A 17,475-nucleotide genomic window follows, 5' to 3' on the forward strand; every position below is an offset into this window, starting at 1 on the left:
GGAATATAGTAGCAATTCTATATTCCTATTTTAATGGAGTAAACAGCAAAGGAGGGTTTAAATGACCAGAGAAAACAATATTTTTGACAACATGACTTTACAGGAATACTTACGTGGTGCAGCTAAGCGATTGCCGGAACAATCAGCATCTATTCTCATGATCTTAAAAACAAAGGGCTCAATGAACATGAATCGGCTAACTTTAACGGCTGAAATAAACCGCAGCCTGTTGAATAAATTCGTTACACCACTAGAAGTAATGGGTTTAATTCAATTAGATCGGTATGGTATGACGAAAGAGTATAGCCTTACAGCTTTGGGTGAAGCTTTCTTAAATCTTAAATAAAACCAAGGAGTGACATACAATTATGAAAATGACAAAAAAGAACCTGTATATCTATTCGGGAGTTGGCTTAGTAGCCATTGTCCTGCTTGTATTTTTCGGTGTTATGATGGCCGGGGGTGGCGATAAAAAGCCTGAGCAGGAAATTGCAATTCAACCTACTACACAGCCGGTCATTGCAGATCCACAGCTCACAGAAGAACCAAACAACGATAGCATTAACAGCTCTGATAATACTGGAACGATAACTGCCGGCACAGACACCGAGAACCAACCAACAGCTCCAGTTCCAGCAGCTCTACAAAGTGCACCTTATACAAGAGTGTTTTTTGACGGTAAAACACATATCGTTAATTCCGGCGATCTCGTCATTGATTCTGAAGGAAACCTTCTTATAAAGGCTAGTTATTTGAGTGGGGGATTGAATTTGCCAATCTCATGGGAAGGCGATACGGTTTTTGTTGGTCTACAGCCTGTTCCGGAAACCACCACAAATGAAGTAGCACAATTCATTTCAGATCTCGATTACTTAAAGTTTTATTCCTCTGGCGATAACCTTCAAAAAATGGAACTAGCTAAAGACCAATGGACAAAAGAAACTTACTTTCGCGTGGCTGGGAAAGAGTACAACAAGGGATTGGGTTTCAGCTTGAATTACGGTTGGGGAACTGGTCAAAACGTTGAATTGGATTACAACCTTGCTGGTAACTATAAGACCTTTAAAACGGTTATCGGTGTTGATGATCAAATGAAAAATACGAAAGCAACTTACATTGTCCGTCTGTATGGAGATGACAAAAAAATTGCTGAGACTAAAGAATTTACAGGCGGCGACTTTGCAATTCCAATTGAAGCTGATCTCACAGGTGTAATTCGACTTACAATAGAGATTGCACAAGTAGCAACTGACGGTAATTACAATGAAGTAGGTATTGTCCTGGCCAATGCCAGAATTTCAAAATAAGGAGGCTTTATATGTCAGGGCAGCAGCAACGTATTAATCAAGAGGAAGAAATTACAATCGACTTTAAAAAAGAACTACCTTTCATCCTCCCGGAAATACAGCTAATTATGACAATCAAAAACAAAGGCTTTATGTACTTTGTTGAAATCTTCTTCGGAGCATTCCGAGATGTTGGCCACTTAATCACCAAAGTCATAAATCGTAATAATAATGGCGGTTCTTACAACGCTGGACCAACAGCAGCCCCTAAAGCATCTATGGACTTCTCACCAAATCGCCCGACATTCAAAATTAATCAAAAAGAATTGAATTCGGCATTAACAGAGCTGCATAGCATTGTTGGTCTTGCACCGGTTAAATCTTACTTTCAAGAGCTGCAGGACACAGTTAGCCTTCAATCAGAACGTCACGCAGCTGGTCAAAGCAAACGAAAGCAAACTATGCACATGGTATTCACAGGTAACCCTGGTACTGGTAAAACATCATTGGCCCAAATTGCAGCTAAAATGTTTAAAGCACTAGGGGTTGTAACAAAGGGTCACTTTATTCAAGTCACCAGGGAGGATCTTGTCGGTGAATATATCGGACATACGGCTCCTAAAACTCGTGAAGTTATAAATCGTGCTGTCGGCGGAATCCTGTTCATCGATGAAGCCTACACGCTTTCTCGCGGCGGTGAAAAAGACTTTGGTAAAGAAGCAATTGATACGCTGGTTAAGTTCATGGAGGAGTATCGGGACAATTTAATTGTAATTCTTGCCGGTTACACAAAAGAAATGGACGAGTTTATGAAAGCAAATAGTGGTTTGAAATCGCGCTTTCCAAATATTATTGAATTTCCGGACTATACCCCAGAAGAGTTATTTGAAATTGCTGAAAACCAGCTAGACGCAGATAACTTCATTCTAGAAGGAGATGCTGGAGATGCATTATATTCAGCCCTGGAGCGAAGACAAATTCCTGGACGTAACGAAGATGGTAATGGTCGCCTTGTCCGAAACGTCATTGAAGAAGCTGTTCGTAAACAGTCCAGCCGTTTAACAAATTCCGGCAGACGTTCATCGGAGGATCTTCGAACGATTACAGCAGAGGATTTCGGATATGTTGAAGGGGAAATTTTCAACTTGGAAGCTGAACTCTCTAAAATCGTTGGCAATGAAGACGTGAAGACAATGCTGCGCTCATTGTCCGCTCAGTTGCAAGTACAACGAGCCCGTAAAGAAAACGGTATTACTTCCGTAAATGGCCAGAGCCTACATATGGTCTTCAAAGGAAATCCCGGTACCGGGAAAACTACAATTGCAAGAATCTTAGGTAAAATGCTAAAAGAGATGGGCGTTCTGAAATCCGGTCTGATGATCGAAAAAGACAAGAGCGGACTTGTAGCACCTTACGTTGGTCAAACAGCCGACAAAGTTCTGGATGTTGTTAAACAGGCATTAGGCGGCATCCTGTTCATTGATGAAGCGTACTCCTTAGCAAATGGTGATCAATTCGGAAAAGAAGCTATTGATACGCTTGTAAAAGCTATGGAGGACCATCGAGAAAATCTCATTATCGTGCTTGCCGGTTATAACGAAGATATGGAGAAATTCTTTGATGTGAATGCAGGCTTACGATCTAGGTTCCCGAACGTCTTCGAGTTCCAGGATTATACCGTTGATGAAATGTTCCGTATTATGGAGATGATGCTCGACCAAGCCAAATATCAGCTTTCCTTAGAAGCAATTCCGACCGTCAAAGCTGCCCTTTTGAAAGCTGAAGGAAATCGTGAAGCCGGTAACGGCCGTTACGTCCGGAACTTGATGGAAAGCGCGATTCGAAACATGGCAATCCGATTACATGAACAGTCCGTTTCCGAGGAAATGGATCTTATAACTCTTACAGCTGCCGACTTTGGAGGAGCTGTTGAGAATGAAACATTCGATCTTGAAACTGAGCTGGCAAGTATCGTAGGGAATGAAGAAGTAAAAGAGCATATCCGCGCCCTTGCTGCACAAGTGAAAGTACAGAAGATGAAGCAAGAAAAAGGAATTGCACAATCAACCATTCAAACGCTACATATGGTGTTTAAGGGGAATCCTGGTACCGGGAAAACAACAATCGCCCGGATCATTGGGAAAATGTTGAAACATATGGGGATTTTGAAATCCGGTCAGCTAATCGAAACGGATCGGAGCGGACTTGTTGCTTCCTTTGTTGGACAAACAGCTCCCAAAACTCATAAAGTGATTGATAAAGCATTAGGTGGCATCCTGTTCATTGATGAAGCCTATGCTCTCGCCAGCGGTGGCGAAAATGATTTTGGCAGAGAAGCGATTGATGCACTCGTTAAAGGTATGGAAGATCATCGAGGAAATTTAATCGTAATTCTTGCTGGATATAACGAAGATATGGAACATTTCTTTCAGATGAACGCTGGTCTGAAATCTCGCTTTCCGTTAATCTTTGAATTTAAAGACTATTCTGTAGACGAAATGCTTCAAATCTTCGAACTTATGGCCAACGGATTGAATGTAGATCCAGGCTGCGCAGAAGTCATTCGTCCGATCTTAGGAAATGCGGAAGGTGTACGTGAAGCAGGTAATGGTCGATTTGTTCGTAACCTCCTGGAAGGCGCTATGCGAAATCAAGCTGTCCGACTCCAAAATCTTCCCGACCCAACGCAACATGATCTTATTACATTGCTTCCAGATGACTTCAGAGGGGTGAAATAGACGTATGAGAATTCTTACTTGCTTTATTGCCTATTATACATTTACTCTTTATCTGAAGGGCTTGCTGTACGGAACAATCATCATAGAAACTATCATCACTCATGAAAACAATCCAGCCAGCTTTTTTCCTTTCTGGGACATTTTCTGGGCGGCACTGTGGGGCGGTTTGTTGTATGGCAAACTTAAAGATGCTCCAATTCTAAAGCCTGCCTTTATTATGGCCATCATTATGTACTTCGGTTTTAATTACACTCTTGCATTTATGGAACTTGGAATTTCATCCACTAGCAAAACTGTCATAGCGATCTGCGCAGTGGTGGGAGTCATTGGACTACTTGCAACAAGGATAGGCATGTTTATTTATTTCAAAAGAAATCCGATTCAAGCACAACACTAATACAAGGAGCCGGTCAGGATCTTCCTGTCGGCTCCTTTTCAACAGGAGGGAATTATCATAGAAATCAACCGCAATTTTTTCCGGCCCGAGGGCGCAGAAGTAAAGTCTCGTAGTACAGCTCTAGATCGAATCTATCGCGCTTATAAGAATGAATCGATTATTGAAGCCCCAATTGTCCAAGTCCAGATATACGAAGCATCTACGGCATGGAAAATTGATCTTGAAGGCATACCTGGATATATCCCCTTCATCAATTCTGGATTAGAACATGAAAACCAGCTAAAACAATATGTAGGCCAAAAAATATATATTTTGATTGACTCTATACATCAAAAAGACGGGGATTCTTATGCGGTATGTGATCGAAAAAAAGCAGTCGATATATTAAGCAAAGAAGTACTAGAACAAATTAGACCATTACAAGAGCTAGAAGCAGTTATAAAGGGATTAGGCGATAATACGGTGTATTTAGATATTGGCGGCGGTTTAATAGCGGAGATGCCACGTCAAGAAGCCACATTAAGTAAAATACGTCGATCTCTAAGATCCGAATTTCATATTGGGCAGCTGCTCACTGTCAAGATCGTTAAACTAGATAAATCGAGCGGCAGCGTGATCGTATCGAGAACCGCAATGCTCCCCAACCCTTGGAAACAAAACCAATACAGCGCCGGTGACGTAGTACCGGTACATGTTGTAAATATTGTTGGCCAGCAAATTTATGCGGAGGTCACTCCTGGACTCGTAGGAATGATTGCTACACCAAACACACCGGTAGAGCTATCAATTGGGGATCGCGTACAATGTAGCATAATTCGTTTTGATTCAGAACAAAAAAAATTAAGAATGCGATATCGTCAAAGTCTCAACTAAGAGGTCAATAATGACAAAAATAAGAACAGCAGAACATAGCCAAAAGATTAGCGAAGCATTAAAAGGTCGAAAACTAACTCCTGAACACATTGAAAAGCTGCGACAAGCAAAAAAAGGAAAAAAGCGTGGTAAACGTACTGAAGAAACAAGAGAAAAAATAAGCAAAACGCTGAAGGGAAGACCACTTACAGAGGAGCGCAAGAAAAATATTCGAGAAGCTATGACACCAGAAGTTATAGCTCGGGTATCTGCATTAAAAAAAGGTGTTCCACTCTCAAAAGAGACTCGCCAAAAGATAAGTGAAAGTCATAAAGGGAAAAAACTATCTTTGGCACATAAAGAAAAAATACGATTAACAAGTCTAGGACGTACACACACAGAAGAAACCAAAGAAAAATTACGTGAACTTAATACTGGAAAGAAAATGAGTGAAGAAGCCGTTAGAAAAATGGCTTTAACTAAAATAGGTAAAACTCAATCATTAGAAACAAGAATGAAGCGAAGTGCCGCTATGAAATTAAAAGAATACGGACCAAGAGGTCCATTTTCTGAAGAAACTATTCTAAAAATAAGTGGTGACAATTCAGTCTTCGCAATTTTAACTGAAGAACTTGTGCTTGAAATTCGTGAGCTATATTTACAAGGGAACCATACTCATAGGTCTTTAGCTGAAAAGTATAAAGTAGCAAAATCTACGATTACTGCTATCTTAAGTAGACGCTCATGGAAGCATATATAATATTTAAGCTTTGTTTAGAATGGAATATACTGAAAAAGCAATTCCTACATAAATTCGACAAGGATGTGAGTTATATGATTATAGGTACTCCTAAGCAAATGGACATTAAAGAGCTAATGCAATGTCCGAATACTAGAGGTGATTTATTTAATTTTTATAAGGGAAATGGTGCAGAAAGAACGCAATTTGATAAAGTAGTAGCACGGGTTGAAAAAGGAGAAACGGTTTATTATAGTAAACAATGGTTTGCTTTTTACGATCAAGAGGGAAATTTGTTGGCGGGGGAAAATCCCGATTGGGGAGATTAATTTTTAAAAGTTTCAACCTAGTCACGATTTTTCTGATCGTGGCTTTTTTCAGTGGACAAATTTAACCGAGATCGTTCGGTTTTTTTGTTATGAAGTTCACTGGCCAGCACAAATTTGAGTCAGCTGCAGGAGAAAACACTTAAAAAAAGACGAATGTTTTTATTGATTTTATTATCGATCGTTAGTTTAAATCATTCTAATCTTCAATGACAATAGGATGCACTTCTCTTTTTAATAATCCTCTTTTTCTCCGCTTACCTTTGAACAAATGCCAACCATAACGTTGTATGTTAGAAGGATAATAGAGCTTGTAATCGACTATTTGGCCAGTCTTACCTTTTTGATACTGGCCAACCCTTGCCCGGAAAACGATTTGTTCCCCTCTCTTCAGCTTCATGGCTTCAAACTCTTGGCTATATTCAATCCAAAGGTGATCGGCAAGCAGCTGGCCGCTCTGGTCTTTTATATTACATAGAAGAACCGCAGGACCTGACCCGGAATGCTCCTTTTTTCCGGATACCTTTTCAAACTCTCCGGTGAATATAGATCGTTTCCCCTCTAAGGCTTGCAGCTGCTCACGCACGTTTTTCACCCGCCTACACGATATCGTCAATCTTACATTTATTTAACCCGTTCTTATCCCTTTACCCGAACTAAATGTCCTTCTCGAATATTAATTCCATTGGATCTACCCGAATGAATTTGAATGGGCTCACCATTCACAAAGCTCCACTCGTATCGCCCTGGAATCCAGCCATCACCAAATTTAACTTCTATGTAGCTGCCGGCACGAACGGGGATGTCTTGCACAAAGTGACGCAAACCAGAATCAGATCCTTCATGCCCTAATATAATCTGGCCTTCAACCATATCTTTCTTCTTCGGCTGTGGGGCCATAGGGTCTTTCTCACCGACCCATGTTTTACATTCATCACGTCCAGGAATTGGCTCAACCCAATCAGCATCAAAGTAATGCGTACCTGAATAATTGCTAAAATGATCAGCTGTAAAAAGAATTCGCATTTCTGAAAAAGAAGGATAGCGTTTGTAATCTCCAATATCCGTATCGCGATAAGCAATGAGATCCGACCACAGAGATCCAAAAAAATCATCATTTGTTTTAAATTCTACTCGTGGCAAGGTCCTTTCAAAAGCCGCACGCCGTTTTCCTATTTCAGACTCCTCAAAGTCTTCCATTCTCACATAATCACCGTGGATTAAGAATAAGCCGAAGTGATATAGGTGAATATCAATTTCACCAGCATGATGTTGATCGAGTAAGAATTTCAGAATCGCTACGCGTTCTGACTTTTTGTCAGTCGGCATCCAAATATTATATCTCATCTTCAGATTTCTAAAGTACTCCTTCGGATATTGATACTGATAGTGCGTTTCGGTATCACGTATCTTCCCCTCCCAGCGTCGTATATCAACGGGCCATGTTGCTCCAGCTTTACCATACATGCCCCTTGAATTCAGTTGTTCAAAAAACTGTTTAAGCTTTTCTAGATACTCAACAATCATGGTCACTCCTGGTATCCTCCCTATTCTTAAAATTACTTGTACACTACTCGAACGGTTCTTCGTATTTTATGATTCAAAACCCTCCCTTCGTTTTCTTAAAAGGAATCACCCATAGATAAGGAATTGACTGCCTTCTTCGTTTCCCTCTCACCTGGCATTGTATAGATGCGAGTCGTATTCAAATCTTCGTGACCGGCCAGCTCCGCGACCACTTGCAGCGCATAGCCTTTAATTATCAGATCATGACAAAAGGTGTGGCGCAGAACGTGAGGTGTAAAATCCTCTAGGCCGAGCTGTTCACCTAATTTGCTAATTACGTGCTCGATGCCCTGAAGGGTGAATTTCCCCTTTTTTTGTGAAAGAAAAACAATTTCATCGGGACTTTCTTTCCTAATCTCCATCCATTCACTTAGAGCTTGGAACAGATCATCATTGATCGGAATGTCCCTTTCCTTGCCGCCCTTACCGTTGTGAACGGTCAATCGCCGTTTTGCTAAACCCAGATCCGGTATAATAAGACCTGCAAGTTCACTTACTCGTAAACCTCCCATTAGGAAGGTGTAAACCATAGCTTTGTTGCGCTTATAGTGCCATGTATTCTTCATACCTTCCGGATTGTTGATTTTACGAAGCAGCCGGATCTTCTCCTTGTCTTCCAGCCACCGCACCGTGTTATGACTTTTCTGTATCTTCTGGTTCTTTATTTTCAAAGCTGGATTGTAGCTGATAACACCAGTTTCAATCAGAAATTTGAAGTAAGTCCGAATTACCTGAAGGAGCTTGTTCACCGTAGCAGCTGCCAAACGGCCCCCCCGTTTATTTCTGGCATGCTGAACGAGAAATTGTTTATAATCTTGAAGATCCAGGACCGTTACCTCTTCCGGTTCGAATCTGTCAGCTATCTTTTCCGCTACCCACCACTTTTGAAAGCTTTCGATCTGAAGGTATGTTTTAATCGTTCCAGATGAACGCCCTTCTTCCTGAAGCCACTTGCTGAAATTCTCCAAACTGTTCATTCCCCTCTACAGCGCGGCGACAATACGTCTACTTTAAGTCGTCATCTGACCTTTCCCTGTCTGTCCAATAACTATATTGTGCATTAGCCGATCTGCTTCATCATACGTTCTTACCTGTCTGCCTTTTCCAGTTAAGCCGATTATAAGTTTGTTCATTTCGCGATCTTCTTTTCCGAGCATTTTAATATCCGTCATCTTCCATTCATCTCCTCAATTGAATTCTTTAACATTTGTTTTGATCGAATTCTTTAACATTTACATATATATTATACCGCATTCTTTAACATTTAAAAAGATCTAAATGTTAAAGAATTCATATTCTTTAACATTTTAAGTGTGCGCCGGTTACTCGTTATCCTCTTGCTGTCTTTCTTTGAATTGACGAATAAATTCCTTCATTTGTGTGTGAGATTCTGCGCGTTCTTCAGGCGGGATTGGGACGGCCATAATTCCATCATCCACTTGTTCGGCCCAATAACGTTGAACTGTTTCGTCCAGTTTAACAACCTTTTCAGCAAAGTCCTCCACGTTCGGTTCATGTCTCCAATTACGATACAGCGGTCGATAGTATTTTACTAATAAACTTCTAGCAGCTGCACGATCCAGCTGCTTCAGTTCCATAATATGATCGATCACGCTCTCCCTATATCCTCTCCTGGGCGTATAGCGTCTTTCCATCTTTACCGACTCCCCGTGTTTAATCTATAAGGTTAGGATCTAACCCATACCACTTACAAATTTCATTTCTTACTTGCGATCCAGTTGCTTCACCATACAGCTGGCGTTTATATAGTGCTTCAATATTTGAATTTATTATGATACCTTCAGTTTTTGCAAAGCAACGATTTAATTCCATAGCTTTTCTATATTTTTCTTCATCAATTATTTTTGTTTGAATAATCGCTTCTTTTAATTCTTCAGGAAAAATGAAAGCATCCTCTTCAGGATCTATCACAATACCAAGCAATTCCCAATAAACACTTATTGCTTCGGAATGAGCAGTTCCCCAATCTTTCGGTTTTAGTCCGAAATTGGCTAGCATATAAGTTTTAACAAACTCACATTGATTAAAATATTCCGGATCATCAGGCTCCAAAAGTGTGTATACGGCCATAAGTCGCTCACCTCTAGTGTGTTTTATTTAAAAAGCAGTTTAACTTGCGTACTATTTATTTTATATAATGAAGGTTTATTGATGAAGAAGTTTTTTACTACAGAAAAAGCGAAAGCGAAGGAAAGCAAATCATATTGACTATTTCGAGAAAATGTTCTACTCTAGACACACATAAAAGTGAACGATATCCTCGTTAAGAGGCGAAAGAGCAAGGAGTAAAGAGGGTGTGGCCTATCGGTTGCATCCTCTCTTGTATTTTTGTGGTTTTTTAATGCGAAAGAAGAAAGAGAGTAGCCAGCGCTGCTCTCTTTTTATTTTTGATATGGTATTAATAGCTCACTTTGATATTGATACAACGTACTAAGTTTTATATTCGTTATTTTTGCTATTTCTTCTCTTCCAACTTGTGCGTCCAGCAGTCTTTTTATAGTTTCTAACTTTAGCTGCTTCTTTTCAACCTTTCGATCATAGCTGCATCTTTTGCATCCTCCACTATGATAATATCTCCCCTTTACGGACGCTTGAAATTCGTGGTTGTTTTTGCATCTCCACCATGCCTTGTATGAAGAAGTTGGCCGAACATCGAAAGGAGTCGTATTTTGATTCATAACGGGATGCCATTCCAAGGATAGTTTTGGGCATTTAGCAGCCAGACAATTTTCCTTGGTTACTTCAGTTCTCTTTAAACTAGAACATTCAGGACACCCGTTTCCATGTAACCTATTACTTATTCTAGATCGATAGTTGTGTCCATTCTCACACATCCACCACACTTTCATTTCCGATCCATAAGACACATCTTCAGGCTGCAAGTTTCCGTTTAAGTTTGGATGCCAATCTTTTGTTATCTCTGGACTCATTATTTTCAATGATTTTGAGTCATTCCGGTTTGCTACTTTCTCATAAATAACTGCCTGATCTCTTTCAAGGTTAATAGATAAAAAATGAAGCTTTAACTTTAAGGCTTCGTTATCTTTATAAGCAGATTGAATGTATTTAAATAGCTCCTGGACACATTGTTCCAAAGATTCGTTACTTTTCTCGTCTTCCCTATATAGCACATGTACGTCACTTTGTTCAATATCAGGAAGATACTTCATGCGTACCCTAATCACTTTTTTCCCAAGCTCAAGCAACTGCGTATTCTTTTTTTTATCCCTTATAATTGCCACTTCTCTTTTATGGTAATATCCATCATATTCAATACATAAATCAAGGGATGGAATAAATATATCCACTTCGAGCGTTTTTCCTTTATATTTTAGTTTGTACTTATTTTCTGCGTCAGGATAAATTTGTTTAATATAAAAATAAATTGCTTGTTCAGGAAATGATGACTGTGTTGAAAAGCTGCAAAAGTAACATCCATTTCCGTTATTACGATTGTTTATATTGGCTTCCCATTCATGGTTTTTCCTACACAACCACCATACTTTTAATGTGCTATTCGAATGAACATCCCATGGGCTTAATGTTCCATTTTTTATAGGGTGCCACTCTAAGGAAAGTTTAGTGTTTTTAGCTGCTAAAGAGTTGTTAGGCAGCAATTTGCGTCCAGAACAATATGGACAGCCTTGGTTTCGCTGTGACCGATGGTAAATAGATCTTTCATAAGTGTGATTGTTATCACAAAACCACCACACCTTTTTAACTGAACCGCATCTTACATCAGTTGGTTTCAGAGAACCGTTCAAACTTAGATGCCATTGAGCGGCAATATCAGGATGCGTGGTAGCCAGGCTCGTTTCAAAATTTATATCATTCCCCGAACAAAACCTACAACCATTCCCCTTTGTTCTTGATACAACTTTAGAATCATAGTCATGTCCCTCTGGACATTTCCACCAAACAATTTTATTTGATCCATAAGTGAAATCAAATGGAGTTAATTCACCATTTAACGTAGGGTGCCAGTCTGATATTAATTCAGGAAACATTGCCCCTACTGAGTTTTCGTTAGATACTCTTTTTCCTGCGCAATAAGGACAATTTTGTGCTCCGTTTTTTTGGGTTCTGTCCCGGACAATCAGATCATATGTGTGTCCTCTTTGACAAGTCCACCAAACTTTCAGTCCAGAGCCATTACTTATATTACAAGGGTTTTTTTCATTGTTCATTGTTGGATGCCATTCGTGGATTAAGTGCGGTGTCTTATAAGCTATTGATTTCGGTATTAAAGGGACTCTTGAAATTTTTTTTGTGAGCTCTTTCTCTTCTAGAAAAAAAAGAAACCATTCCTCCTCGGAGACGATTTTTCCTCGTTTTAACTCTTCCCATAGTTTTATATAAAATTGCTCTAACTGATTTTTTACTTTTTTAACTTTATTCCTGGACCAATGCTTCTGATATTCCAGTTTGTCAGGAGCAGCCATATTCATCGCCCTCAATATCTACCATTTTTTAAGATTATTATGGGTTTGAAAATGGAGTTTCATACGTCTTTCATTATTTTTAATAGAGATGAAGAGTACTGATAGACCCGTAAAAAAAGAAGAATACTTTGCTGATCGTCACCGTTAGGGAGATCAAAGCAATAAGTATTCCTCCTCGATAACATCGGGACTGGGAAAAAAATTGAATCTAAGTCCGCTCAATTTACGCTTATTCCTCTTTTCTAATAGCAGCGTACAAAAAAGAGCCGCCCTTTTAGAGCAGCTCCTCATTGTTAACTATAGATCTTCCTTCGATAGCAAGTAACGATACTGTTCGGGATTTTCTCTAATTTGATCAGCTAAATCCTCATACCATTCCGATAAAATAACGGTTCGTATGCGCTGAGCGTTCGGGTCTTTCGGCTGTAAAAATCCGCTCTCGATCCATTGTTTTATTTTATCCCTGGCTGTCCGATCTCCCATACTAAGTAGCATCATGATTTCCGTTGGCGTAATTTCATCCTGTCTAAATACCAATTGCCTGAATAACTGCCGCTGCTGAATATCTAGTTGCCTGATTAGTTCCGGTTCTACCCGTAGCAGCTCAGAATTCTTCTCTTGAACAATTTGCGCTGCCTGCGTGTAAACTTCTGCCAAACCATTCAAAAAGTATTCCAACCAAACCGTTAAATCCGCATCATGACGGCCAAAGTAGTAGTTATGTGCCAATCCCATTTGAAGCGCCTTGTAATAATCGTTTAGATTCCGATCATAGAAGTTTTCGAGCACGAATAATCCCTTTAATCCAAAGCTCCCCCTCCGCAAAATGTAGGTCGCAATCATTCTCGCTGTCCGTCCATTACCGTCCATATAAGGATGGATGGTTAATAACTGCCACATGGCGATGCCAGCTCGAATTGGTGCTGGTAATTCATGCGTTTCCGGAGAATTGAGCCATGCAACAAAGTCCTCCATTAAGACAGGAACATCCGTATACTCTGGCGGCATGTAAAACCCTGATTGATTTCGATTCCCTACCCTGTTTTGCTCTGTGCGGTATTCGCTCAGCCTTGGCCGCCTTCCATGAGAAATACGGATGATCGCATGAAGCTTCTTAATCCATTCTTCCGTAATTGGCAGGCTTCTACGTTCTGAATCTTCTAGGAACTCAATAGCTTTCATTAGGTTATATACTTCCTGCTCTGCATCAACGTTACTACTCTGATAAAGAGCTTTACGTTTTTGTTCTTCATCCAGGTCATTGCCTTCCATTCTGGTGGAAAGTAATACCGTTGTCTCTTTGGCTTCCTTCTGCAATTGCTCCAGCATATCCACGGGCAACGGTAACTGATCGATAACGACACTCGACCTCTGAATCTCTAGCAGCTTATTAACCATCTTCATGGTATTTGAGAATTTCGGTTGAAACATAACATCGCCTCCATACATCTATTATATCATATTTGCCGCTATTTTACCGCTATATACATTTATTTTAAAATTAAAGTCCGGTGTGAATGAAAGAAGACGGCCTACATAGGGTGATCCACAGGATCGGTGGCCAGCTGCAGGAGCTATTCTCTCCGAACGATCGGCAAAAAAAAAGAAGAATACTTTGCCGATCATCACCGTTAGGGAGATCAAAGCAATAAGTATTCTTCCTCGTTTGGAGATCATCACAATTCAGGAGATCGTATCCAAACTTTTTCATACAAGACAAGTACTTTCCTTAAACAGCTTCTTTCATTTCATGATCCGGAAATATTGCAGCTAAAATTTTATTTGAAGCAGAAAGTATACGTTCACCGGCTTTCCTTATGTCTTCAATAGCACTCTCTCCATTACCCCATCCAGCCAAATAGCCAAAAGAATAATGAGAACTATCAATACCAAGCGCGTGACATACAATAAAAGCGGTTGATTCTGCTTCCAATTCCCTAACATGCCTTTGAACTTCCAGAGCACCAGGGCCGATATGAAGTATACCATGAGCCCATTCGTGAATAAGCGTCTTGGCTTTTTGCATACCGGAATTTGATTGCAAAATTTCAATCTTGCCAGAATCGCGATAAATCCGGCCGTTCGCACCATCACAACTTTCTTTTTCCTCAACAGGAAACGGGCAGCTAGACAGCAGCTGGTCATAAAGATCCGTTTCACCCTCCAACTTTCTTACCACATCAGGAGCTGACAAAGCCTTTCCATCAGTTTGTGAAACATCAAATACCGATATCAGATGATATCCCGTAATAATCCGTTTAGGCTTTTGAGTGACTTCGCCATTTTCTTGCTTCTCTTCAACCATTTTGGTTATGGTGTTTGGCGCAAAAATAACTAATCCCTTTTCTCCTTTTTTTACAAAACGACCGATCTTCTTCCAAGCTCCGAATCCAGCAATCAAGGAAGCATTAGGCATTTGTAGCCAAATCATTACCCGGTTATTGAAACTGTACTGATGAAATGTTGAATGAAACTTCAAGTACGAGGTCCAACTTTCCGAGTTTGTGAGAGATCGTATGCCATCCTCCAATTGTTGCATTGCAGCCTGTAGCTTTTCCGTCTTTTCCATGTTGAATCTCCTTTTTTGGCCAGCAAAAAAAACACCAACCCAAATTAGGGGTAAGGTGTTTTAATGGGCCACAACGTTTTTTTTAAAACAATGGATATTAATCTATCCTTTTCATAAGACAAGGCTGAAAGATTATCAGCATAAGACAATGGTACGATGTACCGACTCGATTATAACATCGGGTCTGGGAAAGAAAAAGGACGGATTCAGGTCCGTCCTTTCCCCTTCAGTATTTCCTTCTTCCTCGTAACCGTCTACTCAAATATCAGATAATTGATTTTCCAAGTGTCTATTCAAATTCGCAAGCGCTTGGGATTTTGAAAAACCGCTATTCTAGAATGACCACCGCTCTGGATTGATAGCCACCCTTTACCTTATTATATTTTCCAGTACAAGTGATTAGCGTAACTCTTGCATTGCCATCCAACTGCATGACACTATTCGGCACTTCGTCCAACAGGTATACATCATTTGAAACAACTTTAAATTCTTGTGAGCTGCCATCTTCATACTCTATTGCTACCGTCTCCCCAATTCTTAGGTGTTCAATAGAATGAAAACTTCCTTTTTTCCGCTTCCAATCTCTATGTCCTGCCAGAATTGCGTTCCCCTCTGCTCCTGGTGCTGAACCGTATTTATACCATCCAATTACAGATGCATCTGGAATCGTATCAACCCTCCCTTCGTTATCAAGGGCCACTGGCTGGATTAATGCAGAAATACCAAAAGACGGCATCTCTATTTTAACCGGTATCCTTTTTTCCTTTTGCTCCTCTGTAAGTAGCACTTGAGAATTTTGGATCCCCGGACGTTGGTCCGGTCCATAATGGACTGGTCCAACTAATTTAGGATGAACTGAGGATACTTCTTTCATCGATTCAGAATCTAGCGTTTGTTTACTCGCCGAACAAGCGACAATTGACGCGATTACGATCAAGAAAGCTACAATGATTAATAACTTCCTCATTGTCCAATCTTCCTACTTACTCGTCTAGCTAATACACTTAAAATGAGAGCCAGGGCAACAATGAGGTACAGAGCTGCGGTGTTCGTTTGATTAACTCCTTCTAGTGATCCGTCACCTGTTTTCGGTATACCTGGTGTTTCAGGTTTTATTGGCGTTACTGGTGTTACTGGTGTTACTGGATCTTCTTCTTTAACGGCAATTGTGATTTTTTGATCTTGGTTATTTGAACGATCTATGTCAGCTGTAATGTTTTCTTCATCGACAACAACCATAATTTCATATGTTCCCTTTTCTAGCAGCTGTAACGGGACACTGAAGGTTGTTATTTCTCCGATATTCAATCCGGAATTCACCGTATGTGAACTGAGAAGCTTCCAGCTGGTCAAATCTAAACTTGAAATTGTTACATCGCTTTTTTTCTTATCAGAAACCTTCTTAAAATAAATATTGGCTGTGAAATCGTCCAGTACATTTTCATCCCCGATGTTCTTCAGGGTAATTATAAGATTGAACATATCCCCGACATTTACTTTTTCAGGAGCATCGAGCTGTGCCGTTAAATCCGGATATGTCTTCACTTCAACCGGCTTATTCTTGACCGTCAGCTGCGCACTATCATAAAGCCCTTCAAAATGGGCTGTAACGGTTGTATTCCCTTCCGACACCCCTATTGCCTTACCTTTACTAATTGAAGCAATAGAGTCTTCCGTAACCGCCCAGGAAGCCGTTTGTGTAACATCTTTCTGCGAGTTATTTGAATAGAATGCTGTTGCTGTGTATTCCTGAACCTCACCTACAAAGATTGTTGCATTTTTCGGTAGCACTTCTAACTTTGTAATTGTTACTGGTATCGGCCCTGGTGTATAGATCACGGTCAAGTTGGCATTTCCGGTCATGCTGTTCCATGTGGCCGACACGCCTGTGTTCCCGGCTGCTGTTCCTGTTGCAAGTCCTGAAGCATGTATGGTGGCCTTCGTTGGATCTCCAAGCGCCCAAGCTGCAACGTTCGTCACGTCCTGTGTTGATCCGTCAGAGAAGTTCGCTATGGCTGTATACTGCTGTGTATTGCCTACTTGGACTGTTGCTGTTGCTGGTGTGACTGTAATGCTTTGGAGCGTCACCGCCGCAGCTGTCACCGTCAAGCTGGCGTTTCCGGTCATCCCATTCCATGTGGCCGACACGCCTGTGTTTCCGGCTGCTGTTCCTGTTGCAAGTCCTGAAGCATGTATGGTGGCCTTCGTTGGATCTCCAAGCGCCCAAGCTGCAACGTTCGTCACATCCTGTGTTGATCCGTCAGAGAAGTTCGCTGTGGCTGTATACTGCTGTGTATTGCCTACTTGGACTGTTGCTGTTGCTGGTGTGACTGTAATGCTTTGGAGCGTCACCGGCGCAGCTGTCACCGTCAAGCTGGCGTTTCCGGTCATCCCATTCCATGTGGCCGACACGCCTGTGTTTCCGGCTGCTGTTCCTGTTGCAAGTCCTGAAGCATGTATGGTGGCCTTCGTTGGATCTCCAAGCGCCCAAGCTGCAACGTTCGTCACATCCTGTGTTGATCCGTCAGAGAAGTTCGCT

Annotated in this window: 18 protein-coding genes and 1 pseudogene; 7 read left to right on the forward strand and 12 right to left on the reverse strand. The window is 40.8% G+C overall.

The genetic code is table 11. The features are described 5' to 3' along the window. Positions 1-61: 61 nt before the first annotated feature. The 7 genes from E0496_RS27605 to E0496_RS27635 all read left to right on the forward strand — a co-directional run bounded on the left by E0496_RS27605 (position 62) and on the right by E0496_RS27635 (position 6,341). Positions 62-346 carry a transcriptional regulator gene (locus E0496_RS27605; protein ID WP_141505084.1) on the forward strand — a complete coding sequence of 95 codons (285 nt, stop codon included), beginning with the start codon at positions 62-64 and terminating at the stop codon, positions 344-346. Positions 347-368: 22 nt separating this feature from the next. Then, positions 369-1,307, forward strand: a complete 939-nt coding sequence (locus tag E0496_RS27610) for an NPCBM/NEW2 domain-containing protein (protein WP_141505085.1) — start codon at positions 369-371, stop codon at positions 1,305-1,307. Between the two features lie 11 nt (positions 1,308-1,318). Then, positions 1,319-4,024 carry an AAA family ATPase gene (locus E0496_RS27615; RefSeq protein ID WP_141505086.1) on the forward strand — a complete coding sequence of 902 codons (2,706 nt, stop codon included), beginning with the start codon at positions 1,319-1,321 and terminating at the stop codon, positions 4,022-4,024. A 4-nt stretch (positions 4,025-4,028) separates the two neighbouring features. Continuing rightward, positions 4,029-4,421 (forward strand): hypothetical protein, encoded by a 393-nt coding sequence (locus tag E0496_RS27620; protein WP_141505087.1) that lies wholly within the window; start codon positions 4,029-4,031, stop codon positions 4,419-4,421. Between the two features lie 312 nt (positions 4,422-4,733). Further along, positions 4,734-5,294, forward strand: a complete 561-nt coding sequence (locus E0496_RS27625) for a hypothetical protein (RefSeq protein WP_141505088.1) — start codon at positions 4,734-4,736, stop codon at positions 5,292-5,294. A gap of 10 nt (positions 5,295-5,304) precedes the next feature. Continuing rightward, positions 5,305-6,033, forward strand: coding sequence for an NUMOD3 domain-containing DNA-binding protein (locus tag E0496_RS27630; protein ID WP_141505089.1), 729 nt, complete (start codon positions 5,305-5,307; stop codon positions 6,031-6,033). 74 nt (positions 6,034-6,107) lie between these two features. Beyond that, entirely contained in the window at positions 6,108-6,341 is a 234-nt protein-coding gene (locus E0496_RS27635; RefSeq protein WP_141505090.1) for a hypothetical protein, read from the forward strand. Between the two features lie 196 nt (positions 6,342-6,537). On the opposite strand, the gene E0496_RS27640 is transcribed toward E0496_RS27635, so the two are convergent. The 12 genes and pseudogenes from E0496_RS27640 to E0496_RS37280 form a co-directional block, all read right to left on the reverse strand. Next, a complete protein-coding gene (locus E0496_RS27640; RefSeq protein ID WP_141505091.1) occupies positions 6,538-6,924 on the reverse strand; it encodes a hypothetical protein in 387 nt (128 codons plus the stop codon). Positions 6,925-6,977: 53 nt separating this feature from the next. After that, positions 6,978-7,871 carry a hypothetical protein gene (locus E0496_RS36715; RefSeq protein ID WP_241675016.1) on the reverse strand — a complete coding sequence of 298 codons (894 nt, stop codon included), beginning with the start codon at positions 7,869-7,871 and terminating at the stop codon, positions 6,978-6,980. 89 nt (positions 7,872-7,960) lie between these two features. Continuing rightward, complete coding sequence (locus E0496_RS27650; protein ID WP_141505092.1) at positions 7,961-8,881, reverse strand: tyrosine-type recombinase/integrase; 921 nt, start codon at positions 8,879-8,881, stop codon at positions 7,961-7,963. A 33-nt stretch (positions 8,882-8,914) separates the two neighbouring features. Beyond that, positions 8,915-9,076, reverse strand: a complete 162-nt coding sequence (locus E0496_RS35725; protein ID WP_161601606.1) for a hypothetical protein — start codon at positions 9,074-9,076, stop codon at positions 8,915-8,917. A gap of 150 nt (positions 9,077-9,226) precedes the next feature. Continuing rightward, positions 9,227-9,559 (reverse strand): hypothetical protein, encoded by a 333-nt coding sequence (locus tag E0496_RS27655; protein WP_141505093.1) that lies wholly within the window; start codon positions 9,557-9,559, stop codon positions 9,227-9,229. Between the two features lie 19 nt (positions 9,560-9,578). Then, positions 9,579-9,995, reverse strand: coding sequence for a hypothetical protein (locus E0496_RS27660; protein WP_141505094.1), 417 nt, complete (start codon positions 9,993-9,995; stop codon positions 9,579-9,581). Between the two features lie 311 nt (positions 9,996-10,306). Beyond that, the gene (locus E0496_RS27665; RefSeq protein WP_161601607.1) at positions 10,307-12,367 is read right to left on the reverse strand and encodes a zinc-ribbon domain-containing protein; all 2,061 of its coding nucleotides are present in this window, start codon (positions 12,365-12,367) and stop codon (positions 10,307-10,309) included. Between the two features lie 297 nt (positions 12,368-12,664). After that, positions 12,665-13,798, reverse strand: coding sequence for a Fic family protein (locus E0496_RS27670; protein ID WP_141505096.1), 1,134 nt, complete (start codon positions 13,796-13,798; stop codon positions 12,665-12,667). Positions 13,799-14,096: 298 nt separating this feature from the next. Next, entirely contained in the window at positions 14,097-14,936 is an 840-nt protein-coding gene (locus tag E0496_RS27675; RefSeq protein ID WP_141505097.1) for an ArdC family protein, read from the reverse strand. 328 nt (positions 14,937-15,264) lie between these two features. Then, on the reverse strand, positions 15,265-15,903 hold the full coding sequence (locus E0496_RS27680) for a class F sortase (RefSeq protein WP_141505098.1): 639 nt from the start codon (positions 15,901-15,903) through the stop codon (positions 15,265-15,267). Continuing rightward, positions 15,900-16,418, reverse strand: coding sequence for a CARDB domain-containing protein (locus tag E0496_RS37275; protein ID WP_421924789.1), 519 nt, complete (start codon positions 16,416-16,418; stop codon positions 15,900-15,902). The genes E0496_RS27680 and E0496_RS37275 overlap by 4 nt, the downstream gene beginning before the upstream one ends. Positions 16,419-16,832: 414 nt before the next feature. After that, a pseudogene (locus E0496_RS37280) lies at positions 16,833-17,327 on the reverse strand (Ig-like domain-containing protein); the annotation flags it as partial. Positions 17,328-17,475: the final 148 nt, after the last annotated feature.

The sequence above is a fragment of the Paenibacillus luteus genome (assembly GCF_006542765.1).
Classification (GTDB): domain Bacteria; phylum Bacillota; class Bacilli; order Paenibacillales; family Paenibacillaceae; genus Pristimantibacillus; species Pristimantibacillus luteus.

Excerpts from the sequence above, each read along its gene's own strand:
- E0496_RS27605 (WP_141505084.1), top strand. The coding sequence starts at position 62 with ATGACCAGAGAAAACAATATTTTTGACAACATGACTTTACAGGAATAC.
- E0496_RS27610 (WP_141505085.1), top strand. The coding sequence starts at position 369 with ATGAAAATGACAAAAAAGAACCTGTATATCTATTCGGGAGTTGGCTTA.
- E0496_RS27615 (WP_141505086.1), top strand. The coding sequence starts at position 1,319 with ATGTCAGGGCAGCAGCAACGTATTAATCAAGAGGAAGAAATTACAATC.
- E0496_RS27620 (WP_141505087.1), top strand. The coding sequence starts at position 4,029 with ATGAGAATTCTTACTTGCTTTATTGCCTATTATACATTTACTCTTTAT.
- E0496_RS27630 (WP_141505089.1), top strand. The coding sequence starts at position 5,305 with ATGACAAAAATAAGAACAGCAGAACATAGCCAAAAGATTAGCGAAGCA.
- E0496_RS27635 (WP_141505090.1), top strand. The coding sequence starts at position 6,108 with ATGATTATAGGTACTCCTAAGCAAATGGACATTAAAGAGCTAATGCAA.
- E0496_RS27650 (WP_141505092.1), bottom strand. The coding sequence starts at position 8,881 with ATGAACAGTTTGGAGAATTTCAGCAAGTGGCTTCAGGAAGAAGGGCGT.
- E0496_RS35725 (WP_161601606.1), bottom strand. The coding sequence starts at position 9,076 with ATGACGGATATTAAAATGCTCGGAAAAGAAGATCGCGAAATGAACAAA.
- E0496_RS27655 (WP_141505093.1), bottom strand. The coding sequence starts at position 9,559 with ATGGAAAGACGCTATACGCCCAGGAGAGGATATAGGGAGAGCGTGATC.
- E0496_RS27660 (WP_141505094.1), bottom strand. The coding sequence starts at position 9,995 with ATGGCCGTATACACACTTTTGGAGCCTGATGATCCGGAATATTTTAAT.
- E0496_RS27665 (WP_161601607.1), bottom strand. The coding sequence starts at position 12,367 with ATGGCTGCTCCTGACAAACTGGAATATCAGAAGCATTGGTCCAGGAAT.
- E0496_RS27670 (WP_141505096.1), bottom strand. The coding sequence starts at position 13,798 with ATGTTTCAACCGAAATTCTCAAATACCATGAAGATGGTTAATAAGCTG.
- E0496_RS27675 (WP_141505097.1), bottom strand. The coding sequence starts at position 14,936 with ATGGAAAAGACGGAAAAGCTACAGGCTGCAATGCAACAATTGGAGGAT.
- E0496_RS27680 (WP_141505098.1), bottom strand. The coding sequence starts at position 15,903 with ATGAGGAAGTTATTAATCATTGTAGCTTTCTTGATCGTAATCGCGTCA.
- E0496_RS37275 (WP_421924789.1), bottom strand. The coding sequence starts at position 16,418 with ATGTTCAATCTTATAATTACCCTGAAGAACATCGGGGATGAAAATGTA.